Origin of the sequence: Paenibacillus xylanexedens, assembly GCF_017874615.1 — a bacterium.
GTDB lineage: Bacteria > Bacillota > Bacilli > Paenibacillales > Paenibacillaceae > Paenibacillus > Paenibacillus xylanexedens.
This window is the reverse complement of the sequence record NZ_JAGIKV010000003.1, coordinates 205,112-228,262: the sequence shown is the minus strand read 5'-3', so window position 1 is coordinate 228,262 and position 23,151 is coordinate 205,112. Positions and strand designations below refer to the sequence as shown.

Annotated in this window: 22 protein-coding genes; 10 read left to right on the top strand and 12 right to left on the bottom strand. The window is 45.6% G+C overall.

All coding sequences use genetic code 11. The annotated features are described in order from the left end of the window. Window positions 1-7 precede the first annotated feature (7 nt). The 4 genes from J2Z28_RS05485 to J2Z28_RS05470 all read right to left on the bottom strand — a co-directional run bounded on the left by J2Z28_RS05485 (window position 8) and on the right by J2Z28_RS05470 (window position 5,074). Window positions 8-1,231: an MFS transporter gene (locus tag J2Z28_RS05485; protein ID WP_243391424.1), complete on the bottom strand. Its 1,224-nt coding sequence runs from the start codon at window positions 1,229-1,231 to the stop codon at window positions 8-10. A 49-nt stretch (window positions 1,232-1,280) separates the two neighbouring features. After that, window positions 1,281-2,333: an ROK family protein gene (locus tag J2Z28_RS05480; protein ID WP_211081510.1), complete on the bottom strand. Its 1,053-nt coding sequence runs from the start codon at window positions 2,331-2,333 to the stop codon at window positions 1,281-1,283. A gap of 36 nt (window positions 2,334-2,369) precedes the next feature. Next, a complete protein-coding gene (locus J2Z28_RS05475) occupies window positions 2,370-3,575 on the bottom strand; it encodes an ROK family transcriptional regulator (protein ID WP_211081509.1) in 1,206 nt (401 codons plus the stop codon). Between the two features lie 659 nt (window positions 3,576-4,234). Continuing rightward, window positions 4,235-5,074: a YitT family protein gene (locus J2Z28_RS05470; protein WP_017688839.1), complete on the bottom strand. Its 840-nt coding sequence runs from the start codon at window positions 5,072-5,074 to the stop codon at window positions 4,235-4,237. A gap of 374 nt (window positions 5,075-5,448) precedes the next feature. Here J2Z28_RS05470 and desA point away from each other — a divergent pair, with 374 nt between their 5' ends. From desA to J2Z28_RS05455, 3 genes are all read left to right on the top strand, one after another. Further along, window positions 5,449-6,507, top strand: a complete 1,059-nt coding sequence (desA, locus tag J2Z28_RS05465; protein ID WP_211081508.1) for a Delta(5) desaturase DesA — start codon at window positions 5,449-5,451, stop codon at window positions 6,505-6,507. Between the two features lie 87 nt (window positions 6,508-6,594). After that, window positions 6,595-7,743, top strand: a complete 1,149-nt coding sequence (locus tag J2Z28_RS05460; protein ID WP_211081603.1) for a histidine kinase — start codon at window positions 6,595-6,597, stop codon at window positions 7,741-7,743. Beyond that, window positions 7,740-8,339: a response regulator transcription factor gene (locus tag J2Z28_RS05455; protein WP_211081507.1), complete on the top strand. Its 600-nt coding sequence runs from the start codon at window positions 7,740-7,742 to the stop codon at window positions 8,337-8,339. Before J2Z28_RS05460 ends, J2Z28_RS05455 begins: the two co-directional genes overlap by 4 nt. Window positions 8,340-8,521: 182 nt before the next feature. Here the strand turns inward: J2Z28_RS05455 and J2Z28_RS05450 are convergent, their stop codons facing one another. The 5 genes from J2Z28_RS05450 to J2Z28_RS05430 form a co-directional block, all read right to left on the bottom strand. Beyond that, window positions 8,522-9,430, bottom strand: a complete 909-nt coding sequence (locus J2Z28_RS05450) for a hypothetical protein (protein WP_211081506.1) — start codon at window positions 9,428-9,430, stop codon at window positions 8,522-8,524. A 44-nt stretch (window positions 9,431-9,474) separates the two neighbouring features. Further along, complete coding sequence (locus J2Z28_RS05445) at window positions 9,475-10,215, bottom strand: polysaccharide deacetylase family protein (protein WP_211081505.1); 741 nt, start codon at window positions 10,213-10,215, stop codon at window positions 9,475-9,477. A 471-nt stretch (window positions 10,216-10,686) separates the two neighbouring features. After that, window positions 10,687-11,190, bottom strand: coding sequence for a ferritin (locus J2Z28_RS05440; protein ID WP_076217026.1), 504 nt, complete (start codon window positions 11,188-11,190; stop codon window positions 10,687-10,689). A gap of 156 nt (window positions 11,191-11,346) precedes the next feature. Continuing rightward, window positions 11,347-11,466: a hypothetical protein gene (locus tag J2Z28_RS05435; RefSeq protein ID WP_017688846.1), complete on the bottom strand. Its 120-nt coding sequence runs from the start codon at window positions 11,464-11,466 to the stop codon at window positions 11,347-11,349. A 100-nt stretch (window positions 11,467-11,566) separates the two neighbouring features. Beyond that, on the bottom strand, window positions 11,567-11,824 hold the full coding sequence (locus tag J2Z28_RS05430; protein ID WP_211081504.1) for a YolD-like family protein: 258 nt from the start codon (window positions 11,822-11,824) through the stop codon (window positions 11,567-11,569). 304 nt (window positions 11,825-12,128) lie between these two features. Here J2Z28_RS05430 and J2Z28_RS05425 point away from each other — a divergent pair, with 304 nt between their 5' ends. After that, window positions 12,129-13,268 (top strand): GGDEF domain-containing protein, encoded by a 1,140-nt coding sequence (locus J2Z28_RS05425; protein ID WP_211081503.1) that lies wholly within the window; start codon window positions 12,129-12,131, stop codon window positions 13,266-13,268. A gap of 103 nt (window positions 13,269-13,371) precedes the next feature. On the opposite strand, the gene J2Z28_RS05420 is transcribed toward J2Z28_RS05425, so the two are convergent. Both J2Z28_RS05420 and J2Z28_RS05415 read right to left on the bottom strand, forming a co-directional pair. Beyond that, window positions 13,372-13,893, bottom strand: a complete 522-nt coding sequence (locus J2Z28_RS05420) for a hypothetical protein (protein ID WP_211081502.1) — start codon at window positions 13,891-13,893, stop codon at window positions 13,372-13,374. Window positions 13,894-13,964: 71 nt separating this feature from the next. Then, on the bottom strand, window positions 13,965-15,605 hold the full coding sequence (locus J2Z28_RS05415; protein ID WP_211081501.1) for a sensor domain-containing diguanylate cyclase: 1,641 nt from the start codon (window positions 15,603-15,605) through the stop codon (window positions 13,965-13,967). Between the two features lie 301 nt (window positions 15,606-15,906). On the opposite strand from J2Z28_RS05415, the gene J2Z28_RS05410 reads away from it, so the two are divergent. From J2Z28_RS05410 to mnhG, 6 genes are read left to right on the top strand one after another with little or no spacing between them, the layout of a single operon-like run. Continuing rightward, entirely contained in the window at window positions 15,907-18,861 is a 2,955-nt protein-coding gene (locus J2Z28_RS05410) for a Na+/H+ antiporter subunit A (protein ID WP_211081602.1), read from the top strand. 1 nt (window position 18,862) lies between these two features. After that, window positions 18,863-19,201 carry a Na(+)/H(+) antiporter subunit C gene (locus tag J2Z28_RS05405; RefSeq protein WP_017688852.1) on the top strand — a complete coding sequence of 113 codons (339 nt, stop codon included), beginning with the start codon at window positions 18,863-18,865 and terminating at the stop codon, window positions 19,199-19,201. Further along, entirely contained in the window at window positions 19,194-20,672 is a 1,479-nt protein-coding gene (locus J2Z28_RS05400) for a Na+/H+ antiporter subunit D (RefSeq protein WP_211081500.1), read from the top strand. Before J2Z28_RS05405 ends, J2Z28_RS05400 begins: the two co-directional genes overlap by 8 nt. A gap of 6 nt (window positions 20,673-20,678) precedes the next feature. Next, window positions 20,679-21,155 carry a Na+/H+ antiporter subunit E gene (locus J2Z28_RS05395; protein WP_211081499.1) on the top strand — a complete coding sequence of 159 codons (477 nt, stop codon included), beginning with the start codon at window positions 20,679-20,681 and terminating at the stop codon, window positions 21,153-21,155. Next, on the top strand, window positions 21,155-21,439 hold the full coding sequence (locus tag J2Z28_RS05390; RefSeq protein WP_017688855.1) for a Na(+)/H(+) antiporter subunit F1: 285 nt from the start codon (window positions 21,155-21,157) through the stop codon (window positions 21,437-21,439). The genes J2Z28_RS05395 and J2Z28_RS05390 overlap by 1 nt, the downstream gene beginning before the upstream one ends. Then, entirely contained in the window at window positions 21,423-21,815 is a 393-nt protein-coding gene (gene mnhG / locus J2Z28_RS05385; RefSeq protein WP_017688856.1) for a monovalent cation/H(+) antiporter subunit G, read from the top strand. Before J2Z28_RS05390 ends, mnhG begins: the two co-directional genes overlap by 17 nt. Window positions 21,816-21,950: 135 nt before the next feature. Here mnhG and J2Z28_RS05380 read toward each other — a convergent pair whose 3' ends face one another. Next, window positions 21,951-23,066, bottom strand: a complete 1,116-nt coding sequence (locus J2Z28_RS05380) for a rhamnogalacturonan acetylesterase (protein ID WP_051153931.1) — start codon at window positions 23,064-23,066, stop codon at window positions 21,951-21,953. Between the last annotated feature and the right edge of the window lie 85 nt (window positions 23,067-23,151).

The following is a 23,151-nucleotide window of genomic DNA, read 5'->3' as shown; positions in this document are numbered from 1 at the left end:
TCCGTTTCTATTCTAATGAGTATGCTCTTCTCTGTTCTTTGGCCTGCCTGCTGACGATATACAGAATCACCGATCCTAGTGCCGCACTGATCGTGCAAGCCAGATACATCAGTGATGGACCGCCGGAATCGAGTAAATATCCGTTAAGCATATTACCAACAATTCCGCCCAGGCCAGCAAACACCATGTTAAATAAACTTTGACCTGTGGCCTGCATCTCCCGTCCCGTAACGGAAGCCACATATTCCACTGCTGCGATATAGAAGAATCCGAAGGATAACCCATGCAGCACCTGAACGCCAATCATGACCTCAGGCGTCGGCCATAGCCATTGTATCCCCCAACGTAACATATACGCCCCCGCTGCAAGCAGCATCGTCCGTTCATGCCCCCATTTTCGGAGTATGAATGCCGCTGCCAACATGGATGGAACATTGGTAATCGACGCAAGCAACAACGCCGTACCTGTCATGGTCACAGAACCGCCAGCCATCTGAAATGAAATAACAAAAAAGGAGTTAAACGCAGTGAGCGTTTGGTTAACCAGGAAACAACCTGTTAGAAATAGAAGGAATGTCCGGTTTCGGAGCAATCTTGCCAAACCTACGGAGAAGGTTACCGAGGACGAGGATATACTCGTCTGCCGGGGAAGTGTACTTGCCAGTATAGCGCTCAGAATGTTAAACAGGAGAAATGGTAGCCATAACATGTGAATGGAAAACTGGGAGAGATACATCCCTGCGGCAAATCCACCAACTCCCGTTCCTATGCTGCCGAAGAGTCGGATCATGCCATATGAGGTGTTCGCGGCTCTCGCGGCGGTAACCGCATAGGAGTCAGCCACAGGTATTTGAGTCACTTGGAATATAGTGCATAAAGTATAAATCAATATTAATATAAAGTACACTTGAATATTGTAGAAGTACGCTAACGATGCAGGAACAAGCAGGCTTATCACCAGTACGAACCGTGTCTTTTTAAACTTATCTACCAGAATTCCCCATATAGGTTGAAGAATAATAGATACAAGTGTGCCAAACGCCATAATAAATCCGGTTTCTTTACTGGAAAAACCTTGTGCAACCAATATGGGATTAATGTACGGGTTAAACATCCCCCCGGCAAGCCCCATAAACAGATATAGGCCCTGCAATTGGAGTAAAACACGTTTTGCATCATTGGAATCGGCTTTTATTTTCTCTGTGTAAGCCTTCATATGTCTACTTCTCATCCGGATCTCCATCCTTTATTTCTGTAGTTGCTTCGCCTATTCTCTCTTTTTATGTGCGTGTCAGACTCGACTTGATTGCAGCCAATGCCCCGATTGCTCCTGCTTTGTTCCCCAGTTCAGCTACAGCTAAAAGTGTAGGCAGAACAGTGTAACGTTGGAGGCGTGTGCGCACTTCATTTAGATAATAGGATGGGTTGGATGCAGCCACGCCACCACCGATCACTATAATGGAAGGATTGAGTAAAGCCGTAATATTCGCCAGACCTCTCGCCATATAACGCATGGGTAGTTCCAGAATCTCCAGGGCAGCAAGATCACCCGACTCGGCTGCTTTGAATACATGCCTGGCTTCAATCTGTTCCGCTTCCCCTCCTGCCAGACTCATGATCAGGGATAAGGAACTTCCCTTTCCAGCAGCAAAATAACGCCTCGCCTGTTCGGTAATTCCCGTACCTGAAGTCACTTGCTCAAATACGCCAAAGGAATCCGCATCCGCAACGTAACCGGTATAAAGCCCTTCGTCTCCTGCAATGAAATGCCCAATCTCACCTGCTGCTCCATTCTGGCCGCTGTAGAGCTGTCCATTCAGAATAAGAGCAGCTCCAATACCTGTTCCAACCGTGACCATCACACAATGTTGATGTCCCTGCGCTGCCCCTTGATCATATTCTCCCATCGCGGCCATATTCACATCATTATCCAACATGATATTCCCGCTGTAATACTTCGCAATCAGAGGGCGAATATCTTGCTCAGGCCACTGAAAAGCCGGAGCACTTCGCAGTATTCCCTCCTCCTGTAGAACCACACCAGGGAATCCCAAGCCTACACCTTTAAGTTGATCCAGACTGCATCCAACTTCGCGGCAGAATGTTTCCAGTTCAGCGAATAACCATCGGAAGAACTCATCCGGCTGATCACTGGCAAGCGTAGGCAAGATCCGTTCATGAACTTCATTTCCAGCCTGTTGTGATGACAAGAGCATTAATGTTTTGGTGCCTCCAATGTCAATACCTGCAATCCAGCCGGATGGATCACCTCCAACCGTACCATCCTGATTGGTCTGATAATTATTACTTACGTTTTTCACGAATTCTGTCATGCCTTTTCCCTCCTCACATGTTGTATATCCAATCTCTTATTCCATGGCTTCCTGCTGAAGGTTCAGCATCGTTTGTTGTATGGCTACCTGTACCGCGCCAGTGACAACAGCCTGCTCACCAAGCTTCGAACAGATTAACTGTGGTTGCACCGGGAATTGCTCAGATATGATCTGCCTCAGTAAAGGCAATAACACATCACCGTTCCCTCCTATACCTCCGCCAAGCACAATGAGATCTGGAGCAAGCACAACGCTAATCTGCCGCAGCGCGGATGCAATCTTCTGGCTGTATTGTTGTAGAATGTATAACGCCTCTACTTCTCCACTGCGTGCAGCTTCAAATAACTTCTCGGGAGTCAGGTGTCTGTGAAGATCATCTGCACCCGAATCTGCAGCCTCCAATAATAGTTCATCATGCTGATCTAGATAATCTTTCGCCAGTTGCATCAGACCATCAGCGGACAGCACTTCCTCCAGACGTCGGTCATCGTCCACCAGCATCTCCGCGATCTCTCCAGTTAAGCCACCTAAACCTCGAAGCAGTTGGCCATGTACCATGATGCCAGCGCCCGTCCCTGTACCGATGGAGAAAAAAACAAACAAGGGATATCCCGCTGCTGCACCACTCCGATACTCCCCAAGGGCTGCAAGATTCACATCATTTTCCAGAATTACTTCACAGGGAAAAGCTCCTGACAACGACTCTAAAGAGAAAGCTTCTTCCAGACCGGCTAAAGGGTCCACAATACGATGGATACGCCCTGAATCAGGCAGCACTACACCTGGTATACCGAACCCGATGCACTGAATCTGATCCCAGTTCAGATGATTCTCATCAAGCAGTTCGTTCATATGGCTTCGAAGAAGCTCCAACATCGTCGCTTCTGCTCGCTCATAAGCTTCTTGAACAACCATGGGATATGTTCGATAGGCAATGATCTCTCCATTCAGATCGGATAATGCAATCCGAATACGTGTTGCGCCGATATCTATACCACAGACATAATAAGCCGTTTCGTTGAAACGAATGAGGGTTGCTTTTCGACCCTGAGCGTTGTCAGCTGGCCCCATTTCCCTCACCAGATTACGGTCAATCAGATGTTCGACTGCCAAAGATACTGTTGGTTTACTAAGTCCGGTCTGACGGCTGATTTCCGCTCTCGACATGGTTCCCTGAGTTATCAGAGCATCCATAATGAGATTTTCATTCAGATTGCGGATATACTGCGGTGTGCCAGCCATGTTATCGCCTCCCTTTATAGTCAGCATTTTTCATAATTCGATTAAAGTCGCTCTCGGGTACAAAATATAGACGAATAACACCGTTTCGATCTATATCTTGCTGATTGTAAAACGCTCTTGGAAATTATGCTAAATACTTAGTTAGTTAAGTTTATTAACAAATTGATTAAATTAAATATATCATCGTGCTTTGTAGGTGTACAGCTTTTTGTCATTGCACTCTTTTACTAGAAAGAACCACACTTTCACTTGTAACACAAAAGCCTAATAAAGGAATTATTATACAATAATAGACGTTTATACATTTCCGAAACAGTGACCTGTTCATAGAATACCTTATCACGATCAGGGAGGTTTTAATATGTATAGAAAGCATCATAAATGTCATCATCCAAGACCAAAGTGTTTTTACAAAAAAATTACGAAAACTTGTGTTACCAAAGTGAAATATGTCCCTACAAAGTGTAAAAAACACTGTCATGTCACTGTTGAATATTGTGGAGTCAAAAAAAGAAGACATTACTAATCCTCTTTTGCCCTTCTCTTCGGAGAAGGGTTCTTTCTTATTGAACTAGATTAATAACGGATACCATTAACCTATCAAAAAAGTTGCGGTGATATTCACCGCAACTTTTTTCTTCCTTATATACATATATTCATCAAGTTTTAGAGAGTTCAATAAATCCTTCACCGAAAACATCACGCACGTCATGAATGGTGATAAAAGCAATCTCATCTTCTGCTCGTACAATCTTCTTCAGCATAGAAACTTCCTGCTTGCTAATCACAATGTATAGAATTTCTTTCTTATTTTTCGTGTAATAGCCATGACCGGACAGGACGGTTACTCCGCGATCCATCTTCTCAATGACTTGCTTCGCGATTTCATCCTGTTTGGAAGAGATAATCATAACGGCTTTTTTCGGATTGAGCCCTTCAATAATGAACTCCATTGTTTTGGTCCCTACAAACAGCAAGACAATTGTACACATTAATCCTTGCGGTCCAATGATGAAGTATGAGGAGAAAGCCACAATCAGATCGAAGAACAGAAGTCCGTAACTGATATTCCAATCCAGATATTTGTTGGCAAGTCGGGCCAGGATCACTGTTCCCGCCGTTGTGCCTCCCACTCTAACAATCAAGCCAATACCAAGACCGGCAAATAATCCGGCAAAAATGGTATTGATCCAGAGTTCATCCGATGCAATCGTCCAACTCTCCGTCAGATGCAGGAACAACGAGTTGAATACCACTGCAATAATCGTATATACCGTAGTCGTTTTATCAAGAAACCGATATCCCACAATTAACAAAATACCGTTCAGGATCAAGTTCATCAGTCCAGGGGACCATTCAAACAGGTAATACAAAATAATCGTGATACCCGTGACGCCGCCTTCAGCCAAATCGTTCGGGATGACAAACAGGTTCACCGCCAGTGCAAACAGAAATGCACCTGCCATAATAAATAGGATATCCGTAATTCGTTTCTTCATTATGCATTCCATCCAATCCATCAGAAATCAACCTAATCGACCCGTCTCATAAGTTGTCATAATCACTCAAGGATAGATTTTACCATGCTCTCAACAAAATTTGTATACATAATACAAATTGTTGCGTAATTTGTGCAAAGGAATTTTTAAAACCTGCTCTTCTGTCTTCTGCAGAGCTATTGAGTATCATACACCCATGACAAATGTCATGGTCCATCATTGATATTCGTCATTACAGAAGGCTGACGTTTATGACTTACTGTCATGTTCGGATTGTTTTACAATGATAAAAACGCTTCCTACAGGAAAGTCTAGCGGGAAACGCCAAGTTGTAACTGATTACAGTTATAACGATTGAAGGAGGACACAATTTTATGAACAGATCAAAAGAAATGGCCTTAAAAAAAGAAATTACCCCTTACGAAAAAAATGATCTCAGATTAAGTATCCGTCAGTTAATCAATACATTGCTCCCGCTCTTCTTGTTATGGGCTGCAGCTTACTTTAGCTTATCGGTTTCCTACTGGCTGACCTTCCCGATTGCCTTGGTGGCATCCGGATTTGTACTTCGGACCTTTATTATTTTTCATGACTGCTGTCATGGTTCATTCTTCAAGAGCAAACGCGCCAATGATATTCTCGGTACCATTACTGGTGTATTGACAGTTACACCCTATCAACAGTGGAAAAACGAGCATTCTATCCATCACGCAACAAGCAGTAATCTTGACAAACGTGGTGTAGGTGATATCTGGGTTATGACGGTTGACGAATACAAAGAAGCTTCTCCTTGGGGTCGTCTCTTCTATCGGATTTATCGTAACCCGTTTGTATTGTTTTGTATCGGGCCCATTTACGTGTTTCTGTTGGCTTACCGTTTTAACCGCAAAGGTGCTAGACGTAAAGAACGTATCAATACACACCTGACTACCGTATTGATCGTAGTGCTCTATGCATTCATGTCCTGGTTAGTCGGATGGCAGGCTTTTGTAATGGTGCAGGCACCTATCTTCTTCTTCTCCGGTTTCTTTGGTATCTGGCTGTTCTACGTTCAACATCAGTTCGAAGAGACGTATTTTGAACATGAAGATGAGTGGAGTTATGTAAAAGCAGCTGTTGAAGGCAGTTCTTATTACAAATTGCCAAAATTATTGCAATGGATCAGTGGTAATATCGGGTTTCACCATGTGCATCACTTGAGCCCACGTGTACCTAACTATTTCTTGGAAGAAGCACATAACGCAACACCACCCTTGCAAAAAGCAACTACTATTACACTACGTTCCAGTTTGGTTGCCCTGCGCTTCCGTCTGTGGGATGAAGATTCTAAACAGTTTATTAGCTTCAGACAGCTCAAAAAGCTATCCCGCAAGCCGTATGTTCAACCGCCTATCCGAGTAACCAATCCAGCGGGTCTGACAGAGAAGCCTTAACTCTGTCGGATTCGTTTTCTTGTGTTCAAGCCATAGTCATGCTACAGTCATGCTAAAGTTGAGTACAAGTTTGAGGAGGAGAATTCCATTCAAAAGTGGATGCAAAATTTTTATAAAAAAACAGGGTTGAACCTTTATGTATGGCTCGCCTTTTTCATCCTGCCCTTCTATTTTATATCACAATATTCCAAATTATGGACGATGGTAACAGGCATTATTATCATTCTCGTTTTCTTCGTCTGTTATCTACTCGCTTTCATCACCAAGGGCTGGCAGGTATACATGTGGATTGGATTGCTCATTGCCATATCCATTACGATGACGATCGCCTATGATTATGCCTACTTTTCATTGTTTCTTGCTTTTTTTATTGGGAATATTAAAAATAAAGCCGGTTTCTTCACCCTCTACTCGGTGAACCTGGGAGCCAGTTTCCTAACCATTAATTATGGTTTTATCAATCAGAGTTCAATGCTCGTGAGTCAGTTCCCGTTTGTATTCATCAGCTTGATGGCCTCCATTCTGCTTCCCATCAGTACGTATAACAAAAACAAAACTGAACAATTGGAAGGCCAATTGGAGAATGCCAACAAACGACTGGATGATCTTGTGAAAATGGAAGAACGACAGCGTATCGCTCGTGACCTGCACGATACCCTTGGACAGAAGCTCTCACTGATCGGTCTGAAAACTGATCTGGCGAAGCGGCTGCTCCGCAATAATCCCGATCAGGCCGAGGTCGAATTGAATGACCTCAGACAAACGGCAAGTACAGCTCTGAAGGAAGTTCGGGAAATGGTCACCACCATGCGTGGTACACAATTGGTCGATGAACTGTTCCGGGCGGAGCAGATTCTGAAGGCCGCTTCGATTGAATTTGAGCTGGAAGGCAATCCAAAGCTGCAAGATACATCGCAATTGAATGAAAATGTGATCGGCATGTGCTTGAAAGAAGCCGTCACCAATGTAGTCAAGCACAGTCAGGCCACGGTATGCACCATCATCATTAAAGAGACACAGTCTGATAACATTTTAACTGTTCGGGATAACGGTGTAGGCTTAGAACGCACGCGCAACAAGGATCGACGCGGTACCGGCATTTTGGGTATGAAGGAACGACTTGAATTTGTGAACGGTTGTCTGGATCTTCGCCCCGGAGCAGATAAAACAGGTACACAACTCGTTATCCAGGTGCCTAAGCTGACACGCAAACCAATGAAGGAGGATACAACATGATCAGCATTGTAATCGCCGAGGACCAACGCATGATGCTGGGCGCCTTGTCTTCCCTGCTCAATCTGGAAAAAGACATGCAGGTGGTAGGACAGGCAAGCAATGGACAGGAAGCTTTGGCACTTGTCAAAGAACTGACCCCGGATATCTGTCTGATGGATATCGAAATGCCCGTGAAAAGCGGCCTTGAAGCCGCAGAAGAACTCAAAGGAATGAGCTGTAAGGTCATTATCCTGACCACTTTTGCCCGGACCGGATATTTCGAACGTGCCCTAAAGGGCGGTGTCCGTGGTTACCTGCTCAAAGACAGTCCAATTGAAGAACTTGCCGAGTCGATCCGCCAAGTTATGAATGGCAGACGCATCTTCGCTCCCGACTTGGTAGATGAAGCTTATGTAGAAGAAAACCCCCTGACAGAACGGGAGAATGCAGTCCTAGGCCTCATGGCAGATGGGAAGAACACCAAGGAAATCGCCGGGCATCTGTTCATCACAACGGGCACAGTGCGTAACTACATCTCCATTATTCTCAACAAGTTAAATGCCAGTAACCGCATTGAGGCCATCACTCGCTCCAAGGAAAAAGGGTGGTTCAAATGAAAGTACCGCTTCAACCCATTGAAACAAAAATAAGCATGTCCCCCGGCTGCACAAGCTGCGATAACATGCTCAAAATAAAAAGCTTGGCCCAGGAAAAAATTGCTGAGCCAAGCTTTTTTATGTGTATCGCAACAATCCTACACTCATCTCTTCTACATTGCAGAATATGCCTAAAACACTCATTACTTCACAGAAACAGCCATGCCAAGAGCTTCTAATGGCACTTGATCAGTCTTAAGCTGATGAATTTTGTTACCGTCCTGCCATGAGATCGTTACATGGACAGACTTTCCACCACTTGGATATTCAACCTTGATATACCCTTTATCTTTGGGTACAGGCAAGGTATGTGACTCCAGGTACTCCACCATTTTCTTCGCTATGCCCGGATTATTCATTTCATCTTCGGATACCGAACGAATTTCCAACGTCCATCTACCTTCTTGCCAAGTCAGATATTGACTGCCTGCGGCACCTTCACTCATGCCTTTTATTCCATGTCCTAGATCCACAGCCATATCTGCTGGAATATCTTTCAGGTCCGTCTCAGGGAATATTTCTGGCTGATCCGGGTCCTTATAGGTCTTCACTTCATAGGAAGCCAGTACAGGTATCTTACTGTCGGATGCAGTCAAAGATTGATCATTAATGGCAACAGACTGAGTGGTAGCGTAGAAGTTTACCTTAAATGCATCAGCAGTATTGGACAGTATTGCCGCACCCAAAGATGTACCCTTGTCCAATGAAAATGAAGTGGGTAACGCTGCATCCTTCATCTTCAACTGGTTGCGAACTTGCTTGATCATATCATTCATACCTGATTGACCAGTCGCATCTTGGTTGTCATTTGCCTTCGATCCTGATGTGTCTTCATTATCTGTTGTGTTTGCATTCTCTTTGGTTCCCGTCTCATTTTCATTAGAGAAATCAGCACCACCGCTGCCGGTCTCGGTCTGCTCACCCACCGTTGTCGTTGGTGAAGAATTATTCTCTGGTGATGCTGCATTTGAATCCGGTCCGCCACATCCTGCCAGAGCAAGTAAAACGGCTGTCGTTACCGGAATGGTGATCCATAATGGTTGTTTCTTCATGATGTGTACCTCCTTCGTTGTAGCCAATCTAAAAATCCAAAAGATTAACGCTTGTCGTTCCAGAAGTTAACCGGTTGCACTTTTTTGCTTAACACTTCAAAACGATACCCTTCTGCCTTCAATGTTTTTAATACTTGTGGTAATACTTTCAGCGTTGCTTCCTGGTCGTGCATAAGCACAACCGGCGTTGTTCCGCTCTTTTGCACATTGTGAATCTGCTTCATTACACTGTTATAGACTTTCTGGTGATCTTTCTTGTATTTCCAGTCTTCCGAATCGACATTCCAATCCCATAGATGGAATCCACCCTGGCCCAGCAGTACATTACGGAATGCCGATTTGAGATAAGGTTTACTACCATATGGCGTCCGCACGAGACTTGTTTTAACTCCGGCAACCTTGTTCAGACTTACATTGGCCTGTTGTATCTCTTTCAATCCGCTATATGCAGATTTATAGAATTTGCCTGGAATGTGAGTCACACCATGCAGACCCAATCCATGCCCGTCAGCTACGATTCGTTTGGTAGCCTTCTGAAATTGCTCCATCTGAGGACCCAGCATGAAGAAGGTTGCCTTCGCATGATATTGATCCAGAATATCGAGTAACTGACCCGTGTGAGCGGTTGGCCCATCATCAAACGTCAGGTATATGATTTTGGAATTTGCTTTGCTTGCACCATCCTTGGATGCGGCTGATTTGGCAGATACCGACTGCGGCAGTAATAGTGGGATGATCAATAGAATTGCAAGTGTGACCATGATAGATTTACGAATATGTAGCATAATTAAAAGTCTCCCTTATGTGTTATATTTCCCCGGGTGTCCATGTTGTTCTACCTTCATCCCTTGGCGATTAATCCTAATACTATCAAAGATAGTGGCTCCTGTTCTCGCTCCAAAAACTACGGTAGAGTTACACTTTTGTCAGATAAACCTAAAATTTAATACGAATTTGATAGATTTGAGCAAAAAAAGATCCCGTCAGGATAGATCAATTGTGACATATCCTCTATTACCCACATTCAGAATTTTGATAGACCTTTACTCCAATTCAAGCAAATCAATACAATCATTCAATATCTGTGCATGCAAAAAAACCTGCACAAGTGCAGGCTTCTTTGTCTCCAATCAGCATATGGCATCAAACCATCATCCTTTGCAAGGGGATCGCCCCCATTGCTTTCAGGATCATTACCTCATGCTGTATGTAAATGGTGTGTTGACGCTGGAATCTTATCGACTCCCAATGTGCATTTATTCAGCAGGAGCAGTGAACGAACGTTTGCCAAACTCGGCATCCAGCATGTAGAAGGCATTGCTGTCTTTTTCAATGCGGCGCAGCTTCTGAATAATATTGTCAAACAAAGCTTCCTCTTCAACCTGCTCATCAATGAACCACTTCAGGAAATACATCGTTGCATGTTCACGTTCATTCAGAGCGATGTCAGCCAGATTGTAGAATTTTTTCGTGTTTTGCTGTTCATGAGCATAACCATGCTCAAATACATCCAGCATCGAAGCATATTCATTCTTCGGTTCTGGCAAAGCCGCAAGTGTGGCACGTTGTCCACGATCATTCAGGAATTTGTATATTTTCATGCCATGGAATCGCTCTTCTTCCGCTTGCACGATGAAGAAGTTCGCAAATCCATCCAGACTTTTGCTGGAACAATAGGCTGCCATAGCCAGATATACATGAGCGGAATAAAACTCAAAGTTCATCTGTTCATTTAAAGATTCTGTTAATGTTTGGCTCATAATCAAAACACCTCTTTCTTTCTCTAGGGATGGTTATATTCTAACATAACGTAAGCAGGACTAACACCGATTTTCTACAAAATTCGCCAATGACTGAACGAACAAAAAAGCTCTGCCGCGATGGCAGAGCTTCTTTCATTCTTTAGAGATATGCAATTATACCAAGAACGCTTTGGAGATGATAACCAACAGGATGAACAGAACCAGAATGGCACCTACAGAAGTGAAACCTCCGTATCCGTAGCCTCTTGTTTCTCCACCTAATACTTCGCTCATTGACCGTACCTCCTCTGCAACAGGTATGGGTTATCTTATGCAGGAAGAACGACTTTGACAGGGCGGATGCCCTAATTATTCAGATTGCTGTTTTTTTCGTTCAGTACCGGGGAGATTGCACACGCATGATATCCAGAAAAGGCACCTTCGCCGTGAAATCTTCTTCGGTATACTCTACATGCACGAGTCGTGTACGGGAGTCCATTTTGACGATGACTCCTTGCACCTGATCTTCTTTGCCCCATACCGTCAACAGTACTTCCGAACGTTCCCGAAAGGCTTCAACGAGCTGATTTCCCAACTCTTCAAGTTCAAACTCATCCCGTGTAGGTCTTTTTGCTACTTTTGCTTTTGCCAATGTGGCTGCCTCCTCTACTCCGACGTCCCGATTCCACGGGTTGATTGCCGAGTTCATATTCAATTAGTATACCATTCATTTACGTTCGTGTAATCTCATGGCATCCAAGAATGAACAAATTCCTCAGATACGTTATAGCCAACCATGCTACCCCTGTACTTCATACTCTATCCTCTATGTAATATAATGTAAGCTTAGTTCTCATGCTCAAATATATTAATTTGCGTTTTGTTCATTGTGATTTATAATCATCATATACGAGAGTGATTCTGTCGTACCATTATGATGCAGTCAGCGGTGATATATGAAAGGTTTCCATACGCACAATAGCCACATTCCAACAGAATACGAGTTCAAGCATTCCAAATGGATTCAAAAAATGCTCCATGCCTACTGGGTTGTCATCATTGCACATTTCGCCATTCAGATTGGCTGTTTCCTGTTTCTGGAGTATGATCGCACACCGATAGATTTCTTGATGAATGTGCTGTTCTGGCCTACGGCCGTCAGCAGTTCATGCATTTTGTTCGCGAGTTGGGTTGATCGGCGCTTCAGTTCATATTCCTTTTACACCATGTCTATAGCCAGCACGGTTATCGCCTGGACGATTATTCATGTCAATTATGACATTCGGATTATATTAGCAATCTGTCTGTTGCCCATCTTTGCTTCGGTGCTGTTCTTCAGTAAAAAAAGAGTCTGGATTGTCTTTCTGATGCAAATGACTGGTTACCTTCTGGTTTTGTTCGATCCGGCCTACCGCTTGTACCTGTCTTCATTTGACATGGTATCCATTCCTGCTTTTCTAATCCTAGGTACATATGTAGCACAGGTTATCGTAACCAGCGGCGTTGAGGTGCTCGATGATCTTCAGGCCAGTATGCTTGCCAAGCAGGACCTTATTGTGCGAAATGCAATTATGACCAAACAGTCCAAAACAGACGGTTTAACCAACCTTTATAATCAAAGCTCATTCAAGGATTATTACGAAAAAGCATTTGAGTATGCCAACAGTGGCATGAGTCTGCATCTGGCCCTGATCGATATTGATGACTTCAAATCCATTAACGATACTTATGGTCATCGGGTTGGAGACATCATTCTGGAGAAAGTGTCCCTGATCATTCAGGAAACCATTACCTCAAGTGATATTGCAGCACGGTACGGGGGCGAAGAGTTCGCCTTATTGATGTTTGAGCAATCTTTCAAGCAGGCCTATGCCTTGGTGGAACAGATTCGTCAGAAGATTGCCCTGATGGGCCATCTGGAACTTGAAGGAGCTTCCATCACGGTGAGTATCGGTCTCAAAAGCTACAGTCCTAATCTAACCAAAGACAAATTGTTCGAGGAAGTGGATGCCTGTCTGTATGCCGCCAAACGAACAGGTAAAAATAAAACCGTAACATCACTTGATCTGACTTCGTCCTTGGCAGAGAAAATATAAATAAAAAAGTTGTGCTGTACACCGGAATTCCGGTTTGTACAACACAACTTTTTTTGGGTCTGAATACGATCAGCAGGCCGATCTTCTTCATACGTCTATGTTTTCATTCCGCCCATTCCCAGCGATGACGATTTTGCTCCAGCCTAGGATGCAGGTATTCGGACGATCCGTCAATGATGAGACGCAGCTCTTTAATCCAATCCTTGAAGGAATCAAATGAAGCAAACAGATTTGCCATCTCTATCGTCAAATAAAGAAAGTGAGGGGCTGGATATTCCGCAGTGATATGGCGCAGGGCGCTATCCACAGGTGTATATTTCTTTCTCTTGCCCTCCAGCCCCTCCACACGTATACGTGAAGTTGGATGTTCCCGCCGCCAATCATGCAGGCGGTCTTCTCTTTTGTAATATGCCCGTATGGTATCCTTGCTCATTCGTTTAAACGTGCTCTCGTGTAAAGGATACAGCACGAGCTGTACGAATGAACGGGTGTCCGCCGTTGCAGCGGCGCGTTCAAGTTGCTCATCGGTCACGTGTTCGAACGAGTCATAAAAAGTCAGTGTGCCTTTACGGCTGGCCGCAGGTGGCTCATAACCATAAGGTACAGATGTATAATTTCCAGACATTTCACCCCTCCTTGTCTATACGCACATTCGCACAAAGGTAATTGGGATAACCCAGCTATTGTTATTATACGCTAACGATCCTGCTTCAACTCGGAATAAAATGTCATTCTGTTCTTGCCTGCACGTTTGGACTCATACAAAGCTTCGTCCGCCATCCGAATAATCTCACTTGGGTTGTCGCTGTTGGTTGGATATTCAGCACCTCCAATGCTACATCCAATTCTAATTCGCTCGTATTCGATAATAAACGGCTTGTTAAGACTTTGAATGATGGCTTCTGCATAAGCCATGGCTTCTTCCCTCGGATGACTTCCAACAGACTGAAGTACAATCAGGAATTCATCTCCGCCCAATCGGACTGTTATACCCTTCACCTGACCAAGAGCAGACAGTCGCTGGGCCACTTTCTGTAGCAGCACATCTCCAGTCTGATGTCCAAGTGTATCGTTGACCCGTTTGAATCCATCGAGATCCAGATAGAGAAATGTCAGCGTGTGATTTTCACTTTCGGTCTCAAGAGACTCCTCCAGATACACTTCAAGGGCAGTGCGATTCGGCAGACTGGTTAACTGATCAAAATGCGCCAGATTCTGCATCACGACCAGCTCTGAGTTTTTATTCATAAGAGAGGTCAGCATATCCCGAAGCGAACGGGACAACACTTCAATCTCCTTAATCCCCTTAATCGCAGGAATCTCAAGCTCTTCCCCTGCACGCAGTCGATTGGCTACTCTGGTAAGACGCACAAGTGGGGCAGAGATCAGACGTGAGACAACCCAGCCAATCAGTGCAAACAGCACGGTAACGGCGAGTCCAGACCACACATTAAACCACATCAGGTCAAACACAGAAGCAAAAGCAGATGACTTGACTTGATGAATGACTACAGTCCAGCCTAATCCGGGATAATCCAGATGGCCCTGGCTGTAGGCAAACCCTGTCACATATTCATCACCGTCAGGCCACTTTTCAATGGACCAACTGCTTTTGTTGAGCTGAGCCTCTTCGATGCCAGGCAATACCAACGGTTTACCGACCCATTCCTTCGGCCCGAGCAGCACTGTATGTTCCTTTTTGCTCACGATAAAAAACTCAATGTCCTTTTCTTCCCTTTTCAATGGGGCAAGCACGGATTCCTCGACTTCCTTCGCCCATTCCCAGCTTAAATGTGCAGCGAGCACACCCTGAATATGTCCTTTGCTATCCTTCAGCGGAAAACTGATATCGACAAATTGCAACGGCTCTCCCGTTGGATTCGGAAGCAGCTTGGCAAGAAGTACTGCATTATGCACATCTCCAATGAATTTACCCTTGATTCCCTCCTGATACACAGGTCGCTCTGATAAATTTTCCCCCAACAAGATACCATCCGTGGCAGCTAACACTTTTCCTTTCGGGTTCATGAATCCAACCCATGAGAATGAGGGAAAGCTATCTTGTAACTGATCCAGCAGCATCTGAATCTCATCAGGTTGGAATCCATCTTCCAACGAAGCCATTCGGCCCAGCAGGTCCAGTTCACCCGCGCGAGCGGACATGAATCGATCCAGCTTGTCCGAAGCCTGTGAGGCCGTGCCTGTAAGTGAGTGACCAATCTCAGTCTCTACAGCAACAAATGACTTTTGGCTAAAAATAGACCCAATTGTCAGAGTAACCAGCAAGGATAACACAGCGAAGATAACTGTAAGCACAGTTCTAATTTTGAATGACATTACTTCCTCCATTACACGGTGAAACCATCTTGCTTTTCAACATAACTATGCTGTAAAGAGTACACGGAATGTCACCTAATCGTTTTCATATTTATCGGAACTTGTGTGTTTTTTTATTATACATGCCCATACAATATTATACTGAAATCTTCACCGTGTTTCTTCCATTCAAAGAATAGACACGATTCTGTATATACATACTTGGGTTATGAATATAGAGAGCAAGCATATCCTTCAAAGGATCATGCGCCTGTATGTCACAGAGAGAGTAATCGAAATACTAAACATTGGGGGTGTAATGTTGAGCCTGCTTCATGTTGCTGTTATTCTGCCTTTTGCCGCTGGCATTCTTCTTGCCATGCTGCATCGTTTCTTCCGTAAATTACATTTGGGATGGCCGGTTCTCCTTGTGCCGGCACTATTATTTGTAACCTTTGCGAGTCTCATACCCGCTGTGTCACAGCGCAATACCGTATCCGGAAATATCCCGTGGATTCCTTCACTGGACATTGGATTTAACCTGTATCTGGACGGTCTGAGCCTCATGTTGACACTGCTAATCACCGGAATCGGTGTCCTCGTTGTTCTCTACTCCATCTTCTACATGGATATGAAAGAAGCGCTGAACCGTTTCTACCTGTATCTGTTGATGTTCATGGGAGCCATGTTGGGCGTAGTGCTGTCTGATAATATGATCGTGCTCTACGGATTCTGGGAATTGACCAGTATTACGTCATTCCTGTTGATTGCATTTCATTACAAACGTAAAGCCTCGACTTCAGGAGCACAAAAATCTTTCCTGATTACGGTATTTGGCGGTTTCGCCATGCTTACCGGATTCATGATGATGTATCTCATTACCGGAACATTCAGTATTCGTGCAACCATTACAGGATTGGGTCAGTTTCAGGAAAGCGCACTATTTCTACCCGCACTTATCTTGATCCTGATTGGAGCTTTCACCAAGTCAGCTCAGTTCCCATTTCATATCTGGTTGCCGGATGCCATGGAAGCTCCGACACCTGTTAGTGCCTATCTTCACTCAGCCACCATGGTCAAGGCCGGACTGTACGTTGTCGCCCGATTTACACCAATCTTCGGTGGACAGGGACTCTGGTTCTGGCTCGTTACCGGCGTTGGTCTTCTGACTTTGTGTTATGGATCATTCCTGGCGGTGAAAAAAAACGATCTCAAAGCGATTCTTGCCTATTCGACCATCTCTCAACTTGGTCTGATCATGTCCCTCTTAGGGGTTGGATCTGCTGCTCTCTACTTCGGATATGGCGAATCATCTGCGATGTACACTGTGGCAATAACCGCTGCGCTGCTTCACCTGTTTAATCATGCGACCTTCAAGGCCGCTCTGTTCATGGTCGTAGGGATTGTTGATCATGAAACGGGTACACGTGACATTCGGAAGCTCGGTGGACTTGCTTCATTCATGCCAATTACATTCACCGTAGCATTGATTGGTTCACTTGCCATGGCGGGTATTCCGCCGTTCAACGGATTCCTGAGCAAGGAGCTATTCTTCCAGGCGATGGTGGAAGTCACGCATCTGCGAATCTTTGGACTTGGGTCCTGGAGTGTTCTATTGCCGGTATTCGCTTGGCTTGCAAGTGTGTTTACCCTGATCTATGCGCTTATTATCGTGTTCAAAACATTCCTCGGTCGTAGCCAAAGCGAGATCCCTGCCGAGAAGCTGCACGAAGCGCCCGCTGGCATGCTCATTCCGCCTGTTGTTCTAGGTGTTCTTGTCATCGTATTCGGACTCTTCCCGAATCTGCTGGCCGGATCACTGATTGAACCGGCAATGGCCGCTGTTCTTCCATCTCTCTTGAATGGGAATGAGCGCTTCGATGTACATTTCTCCCTGTGGCATGGATGGACTCCGGAACTGATTATGACGATCGGAGTTGTGATTCTCGGAATCACTCTCTACAAGCTGTTGCCACGATGGAGGAATATTTATGAGCATTATCCACAAGGATTAACAATTAACAATATGTACCATGTCGTGCTGGATAATCTTCAGCATTATGCACGCAAATGGACGGAAGCCTATATGAATGGCTCGGTTCGTAATTATCTCGTTTACATTTTCTCATTCACGGTCGCGTTGCTGGTCTATGCCTTCTTCCGTTCAGGAGAAAATATTACCTGGAATCTGCAGGGCAATGCACCGTACTCATTCTATGAGGTGGTACTGCTAGTCACGCTCATCGGTGCTGCAGTTTCAATTCCTTTTGCCAAGAACAGACTGTCAGCAGTCATTATGACCGGAGCGGTTGGTTACCTCGTAACCCTGCTGTTTGTACTCTTCCGGGCGCCGGATCTGGCGTTGACACAGATGATTGTTGAGACGGTGTCCGTTGCATTGTTCCTGCTCTGCTTCTACCATCTGCCTGAGCTTCAACGTGGCAAATCAAGCCGCAGTTATCTCACGGTAAATGTGATCGTAGCGATTGCAGTCGGGATCGTGATGACTTTTGTAGCATTGGCCGCAAGCGGAACAGCATCACTGGACAGCATTTCTACCTTTTTCCTTCAGGAAGCGTATGACTCAGCTGGTGGTAAAAATGTTGTGAATGTGTTACTGGTGGATTTCCGAGGCTTCGATACGTTATTGGAGATTATGGTGCTTGGGGTTGCTTCATTGTCCATCTACTCCATGATTAATCTGAACCTCGAAGCGAAGGATCTCGGAGCCCGATTGAAGTTCCGTAAGAAAGACGAAACTAAGGATTCCGAGCCCGATCTGGATGATGAAACAGACAATACGAAAAAGTATGGTAATCGGGAACGCAGCTCATCCTCGTGGGATACCGTCCCCTTGCAGAGTAATGATGTATTGCTGCAAACGACCACCAAAGTCGTGGTGTTCATCATACTGACGTTTGCTATGCACCTCTTCTTTGCAGGTCACCACAATCCCGGCGGAGGTTTCATCGGCGGCTTAGTCACAGCGGCAGCGCTCGTATTGATCGCTCTGGCATTCAGTACTGATACGATACGCAAAGCCTTACCCGTTGACTTCCGTATTCTAACAGGAATCGGATTGGGTATAGCCTTACTGACGGGCGCGGGTTCATTTATTTTCGGAGTTCCGTTCCTCAGTCAAACCTTCGGCTATTTCGAACTTCCTTTGCTGGGAGAGACAGAACTCGCCACGGCCATGCTGTTTGATCTTGGCGTGTATCTCGCTGTCCTGGGTGTCACCATGACCATCATTCTACAGATCGGGGAGGATCGCTGATATGGAAATATTGATGTGTATAGCCGTTGGCATTCTGTTTGCGGTTGCCGTCTTTTTAATCTTGTCGCGGAGCCTGCTCCGCATCGTACTTGGCATGTCCATACTAACTCATGGCGTGCATCTGCTCTTGATCACCATGTCACGTCTCAAAACCGGGGCACCACCCCTGCTTGGGGAGATGGCTGAACGTTATGTCGATCCTCTTCCCCAGGCTTTGATACTAACTTCGATTGTTATTAATTTCGGACTCACTGCGTTCTTCTTTGTTCTCTCCTATCGTTCTTATCTGAAGCTGAAAACAGATGATATGGAAGAAGTAAGGGGGCGCCCATATGAATAATCTCGTCGTTCTGCCGATTCTGTTGCCTTTGATTACAGGTGTACTGGCTCTGCTGTTTTTCCGGAAAACGAATATTCAGCGGATCATTAGTGTCATCGGACTTTTGTTTACCGCAGCAGTTTCAACGATACTCATTACTCGCGTGACTCAAACTGGAGTTCTAACGCTTAATATGGGCGGTTGGGCACCTCCCTATGGTATTGTGCTCGTTGCGGACATGGTGTCTGCGTTGCTTGTTGTTGCTGCTTCCATCATTGCACTGGCATGTCTGCTGTATGCGTTCCGCAGTGTGAACAAGGAGCGGGAAGAGCACCACTTCTATCCGTTCTTTCATTTCCTGATCGCGGGAGTTAACGGTTCGTTCCTAACCGGAGATTTGTTCAATTTGTTTGTCAGCTTTGAACTGATGCTCATCTCTTCCTATGCACTGATCGTATTGGGAGGTACGGAAAGACAGCTTCGGGAAACGATCAAATATGTCTTGATTAACATCGTTTCTTCAGCACTGTTTGTCGCTTCCATCGGCTTCCTCTACTCCATTACTGGCACACTGAACATGGCGGACTTGTCCGTCAAAATTGCTGAAGTGGGACAGAGCGGGGTCATTACCCTGATTGCCGTACTCTTCCTGATCGTATTTAGCATCAAGGCCGGACTGTTCCTGTTCTTCTGGCTGTCGGGCTCTTATGCCGCACCACCTGCTGTCGTCACTGCATTGTTCGCAGGATTGCTTACGAAGGTTGGCTTGTATGCGATTGTGCGAACATTCACACTGATCTTCTATCATGATCCTGATTTCTTCCATGCACTGATCGGATGGATGGCTGGTGCAACGATGGTCCTTGGTGTCATCGGTGCGATCTCATACCGTGATGTGAACAAAATTCTTATCTATAACGTGGTCGCAGGTGTGGGGTTTGTCGCTTTCGGTATGGCCTCCGCCAGTCGCCCTGCACTGGAAGGTCTGCTCTTCTATATGCTGCATGATATGTTGATCAAAACACTGCTCTTCCTGCTCGGCGGTGCCTTGATCGCTGTTGCCGGAACATCAAAACTCGACAACATGGGCGGGCTGATCCATCGTTATCCGCTGCTCGGCTGGATGTTCTTCATTAGCGCACTTGCCTTGGCGGGCTTGCCACCATTCAGTGGTTTTCCGGGGAAGTTGCTCTTATTTGAAGGAGGCTTGCAGGCAGGCTTGTATGGTCTGACCGGCATTGCGGTGCTTTCGAGCTTGTTGATGTTATATTCGGTACTACGCATTTTCATACAAGCGTTCTGGGGCGAACCACCTGCCGGGGTTACAAGACGCCCTTACGCGGTGAACGGCCTGCTGATTCCTGCCGGAATTCTGTTTGTATTCATCATCGTAATGGGTGTGGGGGCTGAAGGCATGTTCCAATTGACCTCCCGCGCAGGCGATATTCTACTGCATCCCAATATTTATATTGATGCCGTATTGAAGGAGTAGATGTCTATGGCCTTTCAGATTGTACTGAATCTTATCATTGCTTTTGTATGGATGTTTCTGAACAACGCCTGGAATGGTGTTGGTTTTCTCATAGGTTACCTGCTCGGACTGCTTCTCATCGGGGGGATGCGCCGATTCTTCCCCCAGCGCTTCTATATTGTGAGAGTCTGGGCCATCATCAAACTGATTAATCTGCTGTTCAAGGAATTGGTGCGAGCGAGCATTGAGGTTATACGCCAGATTATCAAGCCCAAGCTAGATATAAGGCCCGGTATTTTTACGTATAAAACTCAATTGTCCTCGGATTGGGAGGTTACTCTGCTCTGCTTACTGATCTCATTGACACCAGGTTCCCTGCCGCTTGAGATCTCGGGTAATCAACGTAAACTGTTTATTCACGCACTGGATATCAAGGATGAACAGAAAATGAGAGATGATATCCAAAATACATTTGAAAAAGCAATTATGGAGGTGACGCGTTAATGTTATCCTCACTGTTGTTCATCTCATTGCTTATTCTCTCCTTAGCCATTCTGGGTTGCTTGTACAGGGTGCTTCGGGGACCATCCATGGCTGACCGGATCACGGCACTGGATACCATTGGTATCAATGTGATTGCCATCGTTGCCGTTCTGTCGATGATGCTGCAAACCCAAGCCTATCTGGATATTATCTTGCTGATTGGTATTTTGGCCTTTCTAAGCACAGTGGCATTTGCACGTTATATTGAACGGGGGGCGGTATTCAAAAATGATGGAGATCGTTAAAGTAGCCGCTGAAACCGCTATAGGTTTACTCGTACTGCTCGGTGCACTACTCAGTGCACTCAGTGCATTCGGACTTATTCGTCTGCCTGATGTATATCTGCGTGCCCATGCCGCAACCAAAAGTATGACGCTTGGTGTGTTCTGTGTATTAAGCGCTACATTTTTCTACTTCTGGTACTTCGATAACTATATCAGTGCCCGCTTGTTGTTAGGTATCCTGTTTGTATTCATCACGGCTCCGGTCGCTGGACATCTGAATGGTCGGGCCGCCTATCGCACAGATGTACCGCTGTGGGAGCAGAGCGTGCAAGATGAACTGGAACCCTTGTTAAAAGGAAAAAAAGTGAACCATGAAGCCAAGGATATGATGGAGTAATCCCGAGCCTAGGCATAACAAATACCCCCGAGGATCAGCCGCCCTTTTCGCGGGTTGTTCCCGGGGGTATTTTTTTTATTTTGCATACACGGATCTTATCAAGCACTGATTATGCAGACTGATTAAGTAGTAAAGTCAGAATCCATTCAGTCCCTGTCTTCTCAGATCCGCAGCCACAATACGCGCAAGCTCCGCAGCCCCTTGACGATTCGGATGCAGACTATCCCCTGTCATATACAGAGCAAGTGTTGCCGCAGGACCAATAGACGTGAAATAGGCAGAGCTCAGCTTGTTCAGTTCAACAAGGGTAACCCCCTCTTCCTGAGCGAGTGCACGGGTGGATTGATTGTACCAGCGGTTCTCCGCTTGATGTACGTTGGATGAATTAAAGTCCGTTGCCCGGCCCTGTGGCGTGGAGAGGATGACCGTCGCTCCTTTGTTCTTTGCCAGACGCACCATATCCCGCATAATCTCTTTGAACTGCGCCTCCGTTGTATTATTCTTGGCATTGGTATCGTTAATTCCAAATTGCAAAATAAAATAATCTCCCGGCTTAATATACTTCAGAATCGCCTCCATCTGACCATCATCGCGGAAGCCTCTCGCAAATTGACCACTTGACGCCATATTTCGAACCTGGAAGGTGGAATTGTTCACATAGGACGGAAACAGCTGTCCCCAACCTCCTTGTACACTGCTACCCAGCGGATAGTAATTACATACCGTTGAGTCACCACCAATGTAGATTGTGCGGTTGGTAACGGTCTGATTGGATAACTTCCGGATTTCGAGTGCACTAAGTGTGAAGGCGGTGCCTGTCTTTCCTTCCGTAACCAGCAGGTTTAATTGCCCGTCAGTCACCGGAATTTGAAATTGGTCCGTTGCCCCGTTGCCTGTCATATTAATGATCTGGTAGACACCTTCTGCAGCCACACTCGCTCTGGCTGTATTGCCCAGAACCACTTTGACCTCATAGAGACCATTGGACAGATTCACATTGAAGGTATTGGTGCTCTTGGTGCCGTAAGTCAGAAACTGCACAGCGTCACTCTTAACCCCGCTTCCTGAGGCAGACACATTCCTCATCTGTGCAGGTGTGTTGAAGCCATAACCTTTCGTAGGCGTATAGGCATCTCCTGCGGACACGCCTGTGTAACCGCTCTCAACAGCACCCGAACCAAAATCAAATCTGTAATTGTCCGTTGCCGCTTCGGCGACTTGCCCTCCACTGCTTCCCAGACCGATGCCCATTGTACTCGCAAACAGAACAAAACAGAGCAGAAGCTTAACCGATATTGACCATTTCATCACTGAATTCTCCTCTCGAATCAGAATT

Coding starts and splice junctions, on each gene's coding strand:
- J2Z28_RS05475 (WP_211081509.1), bottom strand. CDS start 3,575: ATGGCTGGCACACCGCAGTATATCCGCAATCTGAATGAAAATCTCATT.
- J2Z28_RS05420 (WP_211081502.1), bottom strand. CDS start 13,893: ATGTCTGGAAATTATACATCTGTACCTTATGGTTATGAGCCACCTGCG.
- J2Z28_RS05395 (WP_211081499.1), top strand. CDS start 20,679: ATGGCCTTTCAGATTGTACTGAATCTTATCATTGCTTTTGTATGGATG.
- J2Z28_RS05390 (WP_017688855.1), top strand. CDS start 21,155: ATGTTATCCTCACTGTTGTTCATCTCATTGCTTATTCTCTCCTTAGCC.
- J2Z28_RS05450 (WP_211081506.1), bottom strand. CDS start 9,430: ATGAAGAAACAACCATTATGGATCACCATTCCGGTAACGACAGCCGTT.
- mnhG (WP_017688856.1), top strand. CDS start 21,423: ATGATGGAGATCGTTAAAGTAGCCGCTGAAACCGCTATAGGTTTACTC.
- J2Z28_RS05405 (WP_017688852.1), top strand. CDS start 18,863: ATGGAAATATTGATGTGTATAGCCGTTGGCATTCTGTTTGCGGTTGCC.
- J2Z28_RS05415 (WP_211081501.1), bottom strand. CDS start 15,605: ATGTCATTCAAAATTAGAACTGTGCTTACAGTTATCTTCGCTGTGTTA.
- J2Z28_RS05470 (WP_017688839.1), bottom strand. CDS start 5,074: ATGAAGAAACGAATTACGGATATCCTATTTATTATGGCAGGTGCATTT.
- J2Z28_RS05455 (WP_211081507.1), top strand. CDS start 7,740: ATGATCAGCATTGTAATCGCCGAGGACCAACGCATGATGCTGGGCGCC.
- J2Z28_RS05400 (WP_211081500.1), top strand. CDS start 19,194: ATGAATAATCTCGTCGTTCTGCCGATTCTGTTGCCTTTGATTACAGGT.
- J2Z28_RS05485 (WP_243391424.1), bottom strand. CDS start 1,231: ATGAGAAGTAGACATATGAAGGCTTACACAGAGAAAATAAAAGCCGAT.
- J2Z28_RS05425 (WP_211081503.1), top strand. CDS start 12,129: ATGAAAGGTTTCCATACGCACAATAGCCACATTCCAACAGAATACGAG.
- J2Z28_RS05480 (WP_211081510.1), bottom strand. CDS start 2,333: ATGACAGAATTCGTGAAAAACGTAAGTAATAATTATCAGACCAATCAG.
- J2Z28_RS05380 (WP_051153931.1), bottom strand. CDS start 23,066: ATGGGCATCGGTCTGGGAAGCAGTGGAGGGCAAGTCGCCGAAGCGGCA.
- J2Z28_RS05445 (WP_211081505.1), bottom strand. CDS start 10,215: ATGCTACATATTCGTAAATCTATCATGGTCACACTTGCAATTCTATTG.
- desA (WP_211081508.1), top strand. CDS start 5,449: ATGAACAGATCAAAAGAAATGGCCTTAAAAAAAGAAATTACCCCTTAC.
- J2Z28_RS05440 (WP_076217026.1), bottom strand. CDS start 11,190: ATGAGCCAAACATTAACAGAATCTTTAAATGAACAGATGAACTTTGAG.
- J2Z28_RS05435 (WP_017688846.1), bottom strand. CDS start 11,466: ATGAGCGAAGTATTAGGTGGAGAAACAAGAGGCTACGGATACGGAGGT.